Origin of the sequence: Blautia sp. AM23-13AC (genome assembly GCF_003435675.1) — a bacterium.
In the GTDB taxonomy this organism is placed as follows: domain Bacteria; phylum Bacillota; class Clostridia; order Lachnospirales; family Lachnospiraceae; genus Fusicatenibacter; species Fusicatenibacter saccharivorans.
This window is the reverse complement of sequence record NZ_QTUL01000004.1, coordinates 196,295-209,984: the sequence shown is the minus strand read 5'-3', so window position 1 is coordinate 209,984 and position 13,690 is coordinate 196,295. Positions and strand designations below refer to the sequence as shown.

Sequence of the window (13,690 nt, the reverse complement as noted above, 5' to 3'; positions counted from 1 at the left end):
CCGTTGTTGCAAATCTCAATAACCCCGTGGCTTTACCAACGAGCCATGTGGAGACGGTTGTTCTTTTGTCCCAACTGAAACAAAAGCCGGATGATTACATTAATGTCACGATTGAACTTGATGATATGGATATAACATCTGCAGAGACTAAGGCTACATATGATGAAACAAAGAAGTATGTGGCTGAACATAATGCCGGCATGAAGGTTTCCAATCTGTATATCTCACAGGTAAAGAGAAAATGCGGAATTGAGGTTGGAAAGAATTTGCGCGTTGCAACGAGGAGAATGGACTGCTTGCAGGGCAATTCGACGACTGCCGCGACAGACTTGGAACTTGTTCCAAGTCCTAATTTACCTAAAAATGAAGATAGCAGGCAACCGCAGTGTCCAGAAGATAAAGAGAGTGCAATTGTGGAGGCATTGAAGCATTTTAAGATGAATAGTTAATAAAGAGAGGTGCAGATGCTATGCTAGGTATACTCGTGGTTGAAGATGATGAAAATTTAAATCGTGGAATTACATTTTCACTGAAAAAATCCGGATATGAGGTTTTTTCAGCAGAATCAGTGAAAAAAGCGAAAAGAATTGCAAGTGATCATAATGTGGATGTTACCATTTGTGATGTGAATCTTCCGGATGGGAATGGACTGGAATTTGTAAGGTGGATGAGATGCAATTATAATACATACATTATCTGCCTTACAGCACTAGATCAGGAGATGGATCAGGTCATGGGATATGAAGCAGGGGCAGATGATTATATTACAAAGCCGTTTAGTCTTTCGGTACTTCTTTTGAAAATAGAAGCACATTTCCGCCGCAGACAGGAGAAAACGGAAGCCGGAAAGATGATTTCGGGAGATATCGTATTTATCGCAGGAGAAATGAAAGTCCTGATAAAGAGTCGTGAAATCAGTCTGACAAAAACGGAGTTGAAAATGCTGACTTTTTTTCTTCAGAATCCGAAACAGATTCTTTCAAAAACACAAATATTGGAAAATGTGTTTGATCTGGAAGGGGATTTTGTGGATGAAAATACAATCGCTGTCAATATCAGAAGACTCCGTGAGAAAATCGAAGACAATCCGGCTGCACCGGTCTATATCAAGAATATCAGAGGTCTTGGGTATATATGGAATCAGGAGGTAAGGCAGTGACAAAGAGATATCGCAAGAAGATCACAGTAGCGCTCTCCTTGGTTTTGCCTGTCATAGTATTGTTTGCAATATTAAATTGCTTTACCACGTATGTGTTTTATGAAGATTATAAATATAAAATGAATCTTATGACAGAGATTGCTGCAAAGGAAGAATTTTCCGGGCTGGATGCTGTTTCGGAATTGCTTAAGGATAAGGATATTGAAACTAACGAACAGGGAAGGCGATTATTGGAGCAATATGGATACTGGGGAAATAAAGGGAATGCATTTTATTCGCAATTCCAGCATCAGGTTATGGTGATCGGTGCTGTAAGCACTGTGATATGCGTGTTTTTTTTGACTTTTTTACTTTATTGGAAGAAAAAAGAAGATGCGTGTCATCAGAAAATATTAGACCAGTTGGAAGAAATTCTGATCAGATTCCGTGAAAATAAATTTGATGATTTACTGAAAACGGAAAATTACGCAGAACTGGAAAAATTGAATGACCAGCTTGAAGCAATCGGACATCATATTCAGTTGCTAAAGGAAGAAGCACGGACAGAAAAAGAGAGCACGAAAGAAATGGTTTCTGACATCTCACACCAGTTAAAGACACCGGTTGCAGCTTTGGATATATGTTTTAGTGTGCTGATGCAGAATGACTTAAGTGCCACAGAACAGGAGGAGTTTCGTATCCGTTGTCGGAGTGCTCTGGATGGACTGGAGACATTATTGCAGTCGCTTCTTGAAATATCCAAGATGGAAACTGGACTGATTCAGATGAATAAGAAAAAACTTCCACTTATAGATACTGTCATATCTGCTGTGAATCGTACATATCCAAAAGCGGATGAGAAAGAAATTGAATTCGTTTTTGACTATGAAAAAGAGCTGGAAACATGCACGATTATGCAGGATAAAAGGTGGCTTGGCGAAGCTGTGATCAACGTTCTGGATAATGCGGTCAAGTACAGTCCGGGTGGTTCAAAAATATTTATCCGGTTACAAAAAAGAAACGATCTTGTAAGAATGGAAATTGAGGATCAGGGAATTGGTATTCCGCAGAATGAGTATCACAAAATTTTTCAACGATTTTACAGAGGAAGTTCCAGGGAGGTCATGGAAAAGAGTGGTACAGGAATCGGACTTTTTCTATCGAGAGAAATTATCGAAAAGCACGCAGGTATGATTACGGTAACCTCCGGTAAAAAGAAAAAAGGAAGCACGTTTGTGATTCAATTACCATATGTTAGTTAAATTTTAAATGAGCAGAAATCTTACAATTCTGTAAGACTTCTGCTCGTTTTTGAAAGTGAAATGAAAGATTATCCTGATACAATTTGGATGTAGGTTGAAAAATGACCAAATACATAAACAGGCAAAGAAAGCGTGTTGAAAAGGTACGTTTTACAGAATTGAAAAGGAGGTAGCACATTGAGTGTGATATTAGAAACCAAGCAGCTTTGTAAGTTTTATGGCGCAGGTGAGAATCAGGTCAAAGCGGTCAATCAGGTGGACATTCAGATTGAGCAGGGAGAATTTGTCGCAATTGTTGGAAAGTCAGGTTCCGGTAAAAGTACATTACTTCATATGCTTGGAGGGCTAGACACCCCGACAAAAGGCAGTGTTACTTTAGCAGGGAAAGATTTATACAGGATGAAGGAAGATGCCCTTGCTGTTTTCCGCAGAAGAAAAATCGGATTTGTTTTTCAGGCATTTAATCTGGTTTCATCTGTTAATGTCTGGGAAAATATTGTACTGCCACTGGGGCTGGATGGAAGAAAAGTGGATGAAACGTATGTAAATGATATTATTGCAACTCTGGGGATTGAAAACCGGATTTATAATCTGCCAAATCAGTTATCCGGAGGACAGCAGCAGAGAGTAGCAATTGCAAGAGCACTGGTGAATCGTCCGGAAATTATATTTGCAGATGAGCCGACAGGAAATCTTGATTCCAAGACCAGTGATGAGGTGATCGCCCTGCTTAAGATGACAGCAAAAAAATATGGGCAGACAATTGTAATGATTACCCATGATGACGAAATTGCACAGGTCGCTGACCGTATTCTGGTGATTGAGGACGGACAGGTGGTGGATTTCAGATGAAGACAATAAGCAGGATTGCATATAGCAATGACAAAAAGAACAAGACAAGAAGTATACTGATTATGATGTCCATATGTCTGACTACGATGCTGCTTGTGATTATCAGTACTGTGGGAAATGGAATGATACGTTTGCAGAAAAGTCAGGCGGCAGGCTCATATGGAAGCAATTATGGTCTGTTTGTCGCAGCAGATGGTACGCAATTAAAAGAAGTGGAACGCAGAGCTGAGATATCTGATATCGGCATCATGTGTACGGAGGGCATCCTGAAAGGAAATGAAAATGGCGGGTTTGTCTGCATGGATGAGACTGCAAGAAAAATGCTTCCCTATAATAAGGAATATGAGTTAAAGGAAGGAAAGTATCCGGAAAAAATGCAGGAAATTGCCGCCGGAAGAGCTTTTTTTCGTGCAATGGGATATGATGATGTAAAGGTCGGAGATACGGTTACACTGGATTACCGTGTAGGGATGCGGTCAGAATATAAGCCGGAAGAGTTTGTTGTCAGCGGAATCCTATATGATCGGGATGAGTATACCATCGAGGCATCTTATGTTGCTTTCGGGTCACAGGAGTTTTATGATGAGCACGTCGCAGAGAATGACAGACAGTATAATATCTATTTTACGTTAAACGATTCTGCAAATGTATCTATGAATAATATTGAACCGGTTATAAAGCAGATTGCAGCATCTTGTGGAATCGAAGAAAAAAACGTTATAGTCAATGATCTCTATTTGCAATGGGTCTTGCAGCCGAGTTATGAAACGATTGCGGTATGTGGAATTCTGATTCTTGCAATTGTACTTTTCTCTGTTGTGGTCATTTATAATATTTTTCAGGTCGGTATTGTCAACAAGATACAGGAGTATGGAAAAATCAAGGCTCTGGGAGCGACAAAAAAGCAGATGAAACAACTGATCTTCAGAGAGGGCATTTTTTTGACCATTTTTTCCATACCAGTTGGATTGCTTCTTGGTTTTCTGATTGCAAAATGCGGTTTTAACTGGCTGGTAGAACAGGGAAACCTTGTATCAACCGGAACTGGCTCTATGGGAGTTCAAAATCAGCAGGTGCCTCTGTTTTCCCTGCCTGTTATGCTTCTCTGTATTTTCGTATCATTTCTTACCGTTGCTTTGGCACTGCGTAAACCAATGAAAATTGTTTCACGGATTTCACCTATCGAAGCAACACGGTATTTAGAAAATGCAGAAACACACAAAAAAGGAAAACGAAATGGCAGAAAAAATGTCACCGTGTTTTCTATGGCAATGGCAAATGTAACGGGTAATCCCAAAAGAACTATTGGTACTATCCTCACAATGGGTTTTTCTTGCGTATTGTTTGTGATTATCTCTAATTATGTGGGAAATATTGACACGGAGCATGAAGCACGTCTTTCCGTTAATCATGGACAATTTGAACTGCAGCTTGACTATTCTGCTGAGTATGATGAAAGATATCCGGAGAATAACCTGGATACGATTCTGACGGATGATCCATTGAATGATTCGCTGATTGAAGAAATCAAAAGCATTCCGGGAGTAACAGATGTCATGACGAGAGAGTGTGTCTCTGTAAATCTGAACGGAACAAGATTTCCGGCTGATATTGTGAGTAAAAATGATTTTGATTTTATACGCCAAGACGGGGACATTGGCTCTATGGACTATGATCAGGCGGTAAAGAATGGTGAAATTTTCTTTGGCTGGTCAACGTGGATGGAACAAGATGGATATGCTCCGGGTGAATCCATTGCATTTGACTTTGAGAATGGAAGTGAAACCTATACCTATCAGGGAAAGATTGCAGGATCCTTTGTAAGCGCGGACACTTATCTTGTCATTCCGGAAGGTGTATATCGTTCCATGAATCCGAGAGGAACAGCCTATGGCTATCTGTGGGTGGACTGTGATAAAAAAGATGTGGCATCTGTAGAACAAAGTCTGAATACTTTGATTTCTAATACTTCGCATATAAAAATGGATAGTTATCATGCGCAGTTACAATCTGCCGAATTTGCAAGCAGCATGATGAAGCTTGGCTGTTATCTGTTTATGGCGGTTGTAGGACTCATCGGGTTTATGAATATGGCGAATACCATGATCATGAATATTACGACAAAAAAGCAGGAATATGGTATATTACAGGCTGTGGGTATGACAAATAAACAATTAAATTTATGCCTGCAGTTACAGGGACTGATTTTTACGGTTGGGACCATATGCGTAGCTTTGATCATTGGTCTGCCGCTCGGCTATGCACTTTTTTTCTATGCAAAACATAATGGAATATTTGGAATGAATATCTATCATGTTCCAATCGTACCAATTTTTATTATGATTTTTTTGGTCGGTCTGTTGCAGATTGTACTTTCCTGCGTTTTAAGCAGTAATCTGAAAAAGGAAACGCTGGTAGAAAGAATAAGGTATCAGGGATAGCAAGTAATATGTAATGAACTAGGTCTTAACGAAGAGGAGAAATAGATAACTTCCATTTTGTATGTATGATAAATCTAAACAGTATTTTAGCAACATTTCCTGAGTGGGGGCAGAAAGTGCCCCCACTTTCACTATTTGGGGGCGAAAAGCGCCACCATATATCATAAATGATGGGTTCAAGGGGAAAATCCCTTATAAGTTTTTTTGAAAACTGTCGTTTGGTAAAATCTATTCCATTTTTAAAAGCCTTGCGATAAAATATGTTCTGTGAGACGGTAGTTCTTTTGTCCCAACAAAAGCCAGATGACACGATAGAGATCGACTTAGATTTAGAAGTTGGATGCAATCAGTGCTGAGTTGAAAGCTCGTGATTAGATGGAATGGGTCAGATTGGTAAATGGTATTCGTAATATGGCAGAAGAACTTGTGCTAAAAGAATTGGTGTAGATCTAAAGCGTGGAAAACTCCTTCGGGAGCTTTTGGCTGTTTATAAGATAAATTCTGTCGGAGATTTATTATAAAACATTACTTTACAAGAAGAATAAAAAAGCATATAATTCTTTTATAATATATTTAATAAAAGAGGGTAAGAAAACGGAAAATAAAGATAAAAAAAATACAACAAGAAAAAAAATAATTAATTATGTGCTAAACAAGCATGTTACATCCAAGGCGGAAATCGCAAAAGAGTTAAACTTGAGTATGCCGACTGTGTTAGCAAATGTGAATGACTTATTAGAAAAAATGGTGTTGGAAGAAACTGGGGAATATGCTTCGACCGGTGGACGAAAGGCAAAAAGTATAGGGATTAATAAGTCATACTGTCATGCAATGGGAATTTTGATTACAGCGAATCATATAGAAATGGTATTAGTAAATCTTGGAGATGAGATTATAAAAAAAGATCGCATCCGTTTAAAATTTACGGCAGAATTATTCTATTGTACAGAGGTGGCACAAAAGGTCAAAAATTTTCTTGAAGGCGAATTAGCGAAGGACACGCTACTTGGGATTGGAGTGGCGATTCCAGGAATTATTGATCAGAAAGAACGGATCGTTTTAAAATCCCATGCTTTAGGTATAGAGAATTATAGTCTGCGCTTTTTAGAGCAGGCGTTGGAAATTCCAGTATATTTTGAAAACGATGCTAATGCTGCAATGCTTGCAGAAAAAAAGCAAAAGTATCCAAATGCGATATATCTGTCTTTGAACCACACCTTAGGAGGTGCATTCTGCATAGATGGAAAGCTGTTTCGAGGGCAGAACCAGAAAGCAGGGGAGTTTGGTCACATGATACTCGTTCCCGGTGGAAGAAAGTGTTATTGTGGTAAATCAGGATGTGCAGATGCATATTGTGCAGCAAGTGTACTGACACAAGATAACAGGCAGTCACTGGATGCATTTATGGAAAAAATTGAAAGTGGTGATGAAAAAAATTTGCAGACATGGAATGAGTATTTGGATCATCTTGCTGTTTTGATATCAAATCTGCGGATGGCATATGATATGGACATCATACTAGGAGGTGATGTGGGAGGCGTATTGTCAGATTATATGATACCACTGGGAGAAAAAGTGATGGCATATAATGGCTTTGAGCATGATGTTTCATACTTGAAAAATTGTTCGTATAAGAAAGAAGCGTCGGCTGTTGGAGCCGCGAAATACTTTTTTACAAAACATATGGTAGAATTGTAATTTTTTTGAATGCAGATAAGCAGTCCACCGCATCTGGTGCGTAGGGAATTAAGCGTTGGGTAAGGGGATGTTTAGTCTGTTGGAGTTAAAAACTCCCACTGACAAGTTGCAAAGCGAATGCGATGTCCGATTTATATGTGTGAAAAACGAGAAGTTGTGTAAAATTAGAAAAAGATATTATAGTAAAAAAACGGAAAGAAAACAGTAACTACGGTTTCCTTTCCGTTTTTTTGCATATTAATTGTGAAAAATATACAAAAAATATATTTTAAAATTATGAAATATATAAAAATATGAAAAAACATATTGACAAATTGTGTTTATAGGACAATAATATAATTACTTTAATAAAATGTTTTATAAAACGCATAACAATATAAAAAAGGAGGAAACAACTATGTTACAGCAGGTAATGACAAATCCAGGAGAAATTATTTTCAGAGAGATTCCGGTTCCGGAGGTAAAGGAAAATCAGGTGTTGGTAAAGATTATGAATATTGGTGTTTGTGGATCAGATATTCATGTTTATCATGGAAAACATCCGTTTACAAAATATCCGGTAACACAGGGACATGAGGTTTCTGGTGAGATTACAGAACTTGGAAAAAATATCACCGAGTTTCATGTGGGACAGAAGGTGACGATAGAGCCGCAGGTATATTGTGGACATTGCTATCCATGTCGTCATGGAAAGTATAATCTCTGTGAGGAATTAAAAGTAATGGGATTTCAGACGACAGGAACAGCATCTGAGTATTTTGCAGTGGATGCATCTAAAGTAACACCTATTCCGGAAGATATGTCCTATGAAGAAGGAGCTATGATCGAACCTCTTGCTGTGGCAGTTCATGGTGTAAAACAGATGGGCGATGTGGCTGGCATGAATATTGCAGTCCTTGGAGCAGGACCGATCGGAAATCTCGTGGCACAGACAGCAAAAGGAATGGGAGCAGCGAAAGTGATGATCACAGATATCAGTGATCTTAGATTGGCGAAGGCAAAAGAATGTGGAATTGATGTGTGTGTGAATACCAAAAATAAAGACTTCGGTGAGGCGATGATCGAAGCATTTGGACCGGATAAGGCAGATGTGATCTACGACTGTGCCGGAAACAATATCACAATGGGACAGGCAATTAAATATGCAAGAAAAGGAAGCACGATCGTACTGGTGGCTGTTTTTGCAGGAATGGCAGAAGTAGATCTTGCAGTGGCAAATGACCACGAACTTGACATTAAGAGCACGATGATGTACCGCCATGATGATTACATAGATGGAATCAGACTGGTAAATGAGGGCAAAGTTCATTTGAAACCGCTCATCTCAAAGACATTTGCTTTTAAAGATTATCTGAAGGCATACCAGTATATTGATGATAACCGCGAGACAACGATGAAAGTAATTATCAACGTCAGTGAAAAGTAAGGAGTTCGTATGGAAAATAAATATGGAATTGTCGGAATTGCCCATGTCGGGCTTCCGACAAACGATTTACAGAAAACAGTTGAGTTTTATAAGAGTCTTGGATTTGAAGTAATTATGCAGTCTTATAATGAAAAAGCAGGGGAAAAAGTGGCATTTTTACAGATAAAAAATTACTGCATAGAGGCTTTTGAAAATGGGAAGGCGGAAATGTCAGACGGTGCATACCAACATGTTGCACTTGATGTGGAAGACATTGAAAGTATGTATCAGAAAATCTGCAATGAAAAATACACAGTTATTACAGACGGAATCGAAGAACTGCCATTTTGGGAAAATGGTGTGAAGTTTTTTATGATTAAGGGACCAAATGAGGAAAGAATAGAGTTCTGTCAGAAAATCTGATAAAAATAGGAGGGACATATGGGAGGCGAAAGCAAAAATGGAAAAGTACCGCTGATCAGTAAGATTGCATATGGGTTTGGTGATGTTGGATGTAATTTCAGCTGGATGTTTGTCAGTAATTTTCTGATGATATTTTATACAGACGTGTTCGGAATCAGTATGGCGGCTGTGTCAGCACTGATGCTTTTTTCAAGATTCTGGGATGCAATCAATGATCCAATCGTCGGGGGACTTACGGATAAAACAAAATCGAGATGGGGACGGTACCGTCCATGGCTGTTAGTAGCGGCACCAATTACAGCAATTCTTCTTGTCATGACATTCTGGGCAAGACCTGACTGGCCGCAGAATGGAAAGATCATTTATATGGTAATTACATATTGTCTGCTGGTTTTGGGGTATACCTGTGTGAATATTCCATATGGAACCTTGTGTGGTGCTATGACACAGGATATTGATGAACGTGCAAAAATAAATACATCCCGTTCGGTTGCAGCGATGATTGCAATTGGTGTGTTAAATATTATCACAGTTCCGCTGCTCAGCAAATTCGGCAGTCACAGTGCAAAGACAGGATATCTGACGGTTGCGGTCATATATGGATGTATTTTTACAGCCTGTCATTTCTTCTGCTTTGCGAAGACGAAAGAGGCAGTGATTACTCCGGAAAAAGAAAAAATTTCTGTAAAGATACAGTTGAAAGCAGTTATGCAGAACAGACCATATCTTCTTGCATTGGCAGGACAGATATTATTTGGATTTACATTGTATGGTAGAAACGCAGATATTCTGTATTATTTTACATATGTGGAAGGAAATGCCTCTTACTACACAACTTATTCGATGTGCATCATTATTCCTTCTGTCATCGGGGCAGCCTGTTTTCAACCATTATTCCGCAAGCTGAATAATAAAGGAAGAACAGCATCTCTCTTTGCTTTGTTTACAGGAATTTCCATGTTGTCTATGTTTTTCTTCAATGCCAAAGAATCATCAGCTATTTTTTATGCATTATCTGGTCTCACACAGTTTTTTTTCTCTGGATTTAATACCGCAATCTATGCAATTATTCCAGACTGTGTGGAATATGGGGAGTGGAAAACCGGACTTAGAAATGACGGTTTTCAGTATGCATTTATTTCACTTGGAAATAAAATCGGAATGGCAGTTGGAACAGCACTTTTAGCAGGATTACTTGGAAAATATGGTTATATTGCAAATCAGACACAAAATGCAATTGTACTTTCAATTATGAAACATGCATTTACGACGATTCCAGGTGTACTGTGGATTGTGACTGCGGTTGTATTATTTTTCTACCGGTTAAATAAAAAACGTTATAACGAGATTGTGGAAGAACTGAAAAATGGAAGAAAAAGTTGATATCGTGGCATTGGAAGAATTGCTGATTGATTTTATGGAAGCAGGACACAGCCAGGATGGGAGGAAATTAAAATACCGATACCAATAGAAATTTTAAAATCGGATACAATCTGAATGGCGTTTGCTTTTCTTCCGCCGGTGGATGCAAAAAAGCCGTTTTTTTCTATCAGACCTTCCGGCTCCAGAAGGTTGAGGTTCTGGCTGACTGTGGATAAACCCATCTGCAGTTCCTGAACGATCTGCTGCTTGGAGGTCTTTTTCTTTCTGTAAATATATTGGTAAACCTTTGATTTATTTTTTTGAGACTAATGTTGGTCAATCCCTTTTCGCTCATGTTGTTCTCCTGATTACGTTGCAAGATAATGTTAAGTTTATTGTAGCATAGAACGAAAAAAAGCAATAAAAAGGATATGTATTACAGAAAGCTGACGGAAAAGCAACAACGATACACAAATATGTTGGAATGATTCCTGGAAAGGGTTTACAGATCTTCAAAATGCCATTAATATAAGGAAGGGATCTTCCCATCCATAAAAAATAAGATACGGAGAATTAACATGAAAAAACAACTGAAGGATACTCAGATTCTGTTGGAAATCCTGATCCTGACAGCAGCTGTTGCTATTATTGCAGCGGCAGTCTATTTTTTTCTGGTACCAAGCCATACTTCTGTCAGCAGTATTTCGGGTCTTGGTATCGTACTTTCCAACTTTGTACCGTTGCCCCTTTCCGCCATCACCATGATTCTGAACGTAGTACTTCTGATCATCGGCTTTTTTACCTGCGGAAGAGAATTTGGTGTAAAAACCGTCTACACCAGTATCATGCTTCCTGTTTTTCTTGGCCTTTTTGAAAAAATCTTCCCGGATTTTGGTTCGATGACAAACAGTCAGGAGCTGGATGTTCTGTGCTATACACTTGTAGTCAGTGTGGGACTCAGTATTCTTTTTAACAGAAATGCTTCTTCCGGCGGACTTGATATTGTAGCAAAGATCATGAATAAATATCTTCATATGGAGCTTGGAAAAGCTATGTCGCTGTCCGGTATGTGCGTTGCCCTGTCTGCAGCACTCGTTTACGACAAAAAAACGGTAGTCCTGAGTATTCTTGGAACGTATTTTAACGGAATTGTTCTGGATCATTTTATTTTTGATCATAATATCAAACGCCGGGTATGTATCATCACTCCAAAGGAAGAAGAACTTCGGGAATTTATTCTTCATGAGCTGCACAGCGGTGCTACGATCTATGAAGCCTATGGTGCCTATAACATGCAGAAGCGCAAAGAAATCATCACGATCGTAGACAAGACAGAATACCAGAAATTGATGAATTTTATCAACAAACTTGATCCGAAAGCGTTTATCACAGTTTATAATGTATCCAACATGAGATATCAGCCTAAAATGTAAAAAAGTTCCGCAGCACCTCAATCACAGAAGTGCTGCGGAATTTTTTTACCGTAATTTCCTGTGAAAACGTTTCTTGAATTATCCCATGGAGCAAAAACTCCGGTGCGGCTGAAGGAGAAGAAGAGCGGACGGATGCAGATGGATACGATCAATGACATCGTTATAGTGCAAATAAGGATACTTTTTTAGACAAAGCGTGTTCTTTTTTTACCACATAAAGTTATCTATAATTAGAGACAGAAAATGGAGGAAGGGTATGAAAAGATATTATTTAGCAATTGATATAGGAGCATCCAGCGGAAGGCATATTCTCGGGCATATGGAAGATGGGAAAATGGTTCTTGAGGAAATTTACCGTTTCCCGAATGGAATGCAGAAACGGGACGGTGAGAAGGTATGGGATATCGAGGCACTCTTCGAAGCTGTGCTGGCCGGAATGAAAAAATGCAGAGAACTTGGAAAAATCCCGGTGAGTGTCGGAATTGATACATGGGCGGTTGATTTTGTCCTTTTGGACAAAGATGATCAGCGGATCGGAAATGCCGTTGCCTATCGCGATGACCGCACGAAAGGGATGGACGAGGAGGTTTATCGCACGGTGCCGGAGGAAGAACTCTATGCATCGACCGGCATTCAGAAACAGATTTTTAACAGTATTTATCAGCTTATGGCGTGGAAGAAGAAAAAGCCGGAACAGCTGGAAAAAGCAGAGACTCTTCTGATGATTCCGGATTACCTGAATTTCCTGCTTTCCGGCGTGAAAGCGCAGGAATACACAAATGCAACAACGACCCAGCTTGTCAATCCGGAAACCGGGGACTGGAACAGGGAGATGATTCAAAAACTGGGATACCCGGAGAAAATCTTTCTGCCGATCCGTGAGCCGGGGACTGTGATCGGCCATCTGAAAAAAGAAATCCAGGAGCAGGTCGGCTTCGACTGTGAAATTGTTCTTCCCGCAACACACGACACTGGCTCTGCGGTAGTCGCTGTGCCAAGCAATGAGGAGCACGTGCTCTATATCAGCTCCGGAACCTGGTCTCTGATGGGAACAGAATTAAAAGAGGCCGATTGCGGAACAGAAGCTATGCAGCACAATTTTACCAATGAGGGCGGCTACAACAGAAAATACCGTTTCCTGAAAAATATCATGGGTCTGTGGATGGTCCAGTCTGTGAAAAAAGAAATCGCAGAAGATTTAAGCTTTGGAACGATCTGCGAAATGGCATCGAAATGCACCATCCCATCTATCGTGGATGCAAACGACGATCGTTTCCTTGCACCGGAACATATGACAGCCGAGGTACAGAAGGCATGTGAAGAAAGTGGCCAGCAGATACCGCAGGGAATTGCAGAGGTTGCAGCAGTGATCTATAACAGCCTGGCAGTATGCTATGCAAAGACGTTAAAAGAACTGGAAGAACAAACGGGCTGTCAGTACCGGAAGATTCATGTCGTAGGCGGCGGCGCCAACGCCGATTATCTGAACCGGCTGACAGCAGAAAAGACCGGAAGGACCGTACTGGCGGGACCGACAGAGGCAACTGCCATCGGCAATCTGGCGGTGCAGATGATCACCGGAAAGGAATGCAGCAATTTGAAGGATGCGAGAAACTGTATTTTCCATTCCTTCGAAATCAAACAATATGAGCCATAAAAAATGAGATGAAAGGTTA

Annotated in this window: 11 protein-coding genes and 1 pseudogene; 11 read left to right on the top strand and 1 reads right to left on the bottom strand. The window is 39.8% G+C overall.

Annotated features, from left to right (window positions below; translation table 11 throughout):
• Window positions 1-38: 38 nt before the first annotated feature.
• From DW642_RS07035 to DW642_RS06990, 9 genes and pseudogenes are all read left to right on the top strand, one after another.
• A pseudogene (locus DW642_RS07035) lies at window positions 39-449 on the top strand (hypothetical protein); the annotation flags it as partial.
• A gap of 20 nt (window positions 450-469) precedes the next feature.
• A complete protein-coding gene (locus DW642_RS07030) occupies window positions 470-1,159 on the top strand; it encodes a response regulator transcription factor (RefSeq protein ID WP_117509718.1) in 690 nt (229 codons plus the stop codon).
• Window positions 1,135-2,400: a sensor histidine kinase gene (locus tag DW642_RS07025; RefSeq protein ID WP_117509717.1), complete on the top strand. Its 1,266-nt coding sequence runs from the start codon at window positions 1,135-1,137 to the stop codon at window positions 2,398-2,400. The genes DW642_RS07030 and DW642_RS07025 overlap by 25 nt, the downstream gene beginning before the upstream one ends.
• A 177-nt stretch (window positions 2,401-2,577) precedes the next feature.
• Window positions 2,578-3,252 (top strand): ABC transporter ATP-binding protein, encoded by a 675-nt coding sequence (locus DW642_RS07020; RefSeq protein WP_117509716.1) that lies wholly within the window; start codon window positions 2,578-2,580, stop codon window positions 3,250-3,252.
• The gene (locus DW642_RS07015; RefSeq protein WP_117509715.1) at window positions 3,249-5,693 is read left to right on the top strand and encodes an ABC transporter permease; all 2,445 of its coding nucleotides are present in this window, start codon (window positions 3,249-3,251) and stop codon (window positions 5,691-5,693) included. The genes DW642_RS07020 and DW642_RS07015 overlap by 4 nt, the downstream gene beginning before the upstream one ends.
• Window positions 5,694-6,191: 498 nt before the next feature.
• Window positions 6,192-7,391: an ROK family transcriptional regulator gene (locus DW642_RS07005; protein WP_330410120.1), complete on the top strand. Its 1,200-nt coding sequence runs from the start codon at window positions 6,192-6,194 to the stop codon at window positions 7,389-7,391.
• Window positions 7,392-7,788: 397 nt separating this feature from the next.
• The gene (locus DW642_RS07000; RefSeq protein ID WP_055268459.1) at window positions 7,789-8,817 is read left to right on the top strand and encodes a zinc-dependent alcohol dehydrogenase; all 1,029 of its coding nucleotides are present in this window, start codon (window positions 7,789-7,791) and stop codon (window positions 8,815-8,817) included.
• A 9-nt stretch (window positions 8,818-8,826) separates the two neighbouring features.
• Window positions 8,827-9,219: a VOC family protein gene (locus tag DW642_RS06995; RefSeq protein ID WP_117509713.1), complete on the top strand. Its 393-nt coding sequence runs from the start codon at window positions 8,827-8,829 to the stop codon at window positions 9,217-9,219.
• An 18-nt stretch (window positions 9,220-9,237) separates the two neighbouring features.
• Window positions 9,238-10,602, top strand: coding sequence for an MFS transporter (locus DW642_RS06990; RefSeq protein ID WP_117509712.1), 1,365 nt, complete (start codon window positions 9,238-9,240; stop codon window positions 10,600-10,602).
• A 32-nt stretch (window positions 10,603-10,634) separates the two neighbouring features.
• Here the strand turns inward: DW642_RS06990 and DW642_RS16230 are convergent, their stop codons facing one another.
• Window positions 10,635-10,823: a hypothetical protein gene (locus DW642_RS16230; protein ID WP_242991145.1), complete on the bottom strand. Its 189-nt coding sequence runs from the start codon at window positions 10,821-10,823 to the stop codon at window positions 10,635-10,637.
• A gap of 336 nt (window positions 10,824-11,159) precedes the next feature.
• Here DW642_RS16230 and DW642_RS06980 point away from each other — a divergent pair, with 336 nt between their 5' ends.
• Window positions 11,160-12,014 (top strand): YitT family protein, encoded by an 855-nt coding sequence (locus DW642_RS06980; RefSeq protein WP_022461234.1) that lies wholly within the window; start codon window positions 11,160-11,162, stop codon window positions 12,012-12,014.
• Window positions 12,015-12,270: 256 nt separating this feature from the next.
• Entirely contained in the window at window positions 12,271-13,671 is a 1,401-nt protein-coding gene (gene rhaB, locus DW642_RS06975; protein ID WP_117509711.1) for a rhamnulokinase, read from the top strand.
• The last annotated feature ends 19 nt before the right edge of the window (window positions 13,672-13,690 follow it).

Coding starts and splice junctions, on each gene's coding strand:
- DW642_RS07015 (WP_117509715.1), top strand. CDS start 3,249: ATGAAGACAATAAGCAGGATTGCATATAGCAATGACAAAAAGAACAAG.
- DW642_RS07000 (WP_055268459.1), top strand. CDS start 7,789: ATGTTACAGCAGGTAATGACAAATCCAGGAGAAATTATTTTCAGAGAG.
- rhaB (WP_117509711.1), top strand. CDS start 12,271: ATGAAAAGATATTATTTAGCAATTGATATAGGAGCATCCAGCGGAAGG.
- DW642_RS07025 (WP_117509717.1), top strand. CDS start 1,135: ATGGAATCAGGAGGTAAGGCAGTGACAAAGAGATATCGCAAGAAGATC.
- DW642_RS06990 (WP_117509712.1), top strand. CDS start 9,238: ATGGGAGGCGAAAGCAAAAATGGAAAAGTACCGCTGATCAGTAAGATT.
- DW642_RS07030 (WP_117509718.1), top strand. CDS start 470: ATGCTAGGTATACTCGTGGTTGAAGATGATGAAAATTTAAATCGTGGA.
- DW642_RS16230 (WP_242991145.1), bottom strand. CDS start 10,823: ATGGGTTTATCCACAGTCAGCCAGAACCTCAACCTTCTGGAGCCGGAA.
- DW642_RS06995 (WP_117509713.1), top strand. CDS start 8,827: ATGGAAAATAAATATGGAATTGTCGGAATTGCCCATGTCGGGCTTCCG.
- DW642_RS06980 (WP_022461234.1), top strand. CDS start 11,160: ATGAAAAAACAACTGAAGGATACTCAGATTCTGTTGGAAATCCTGATC.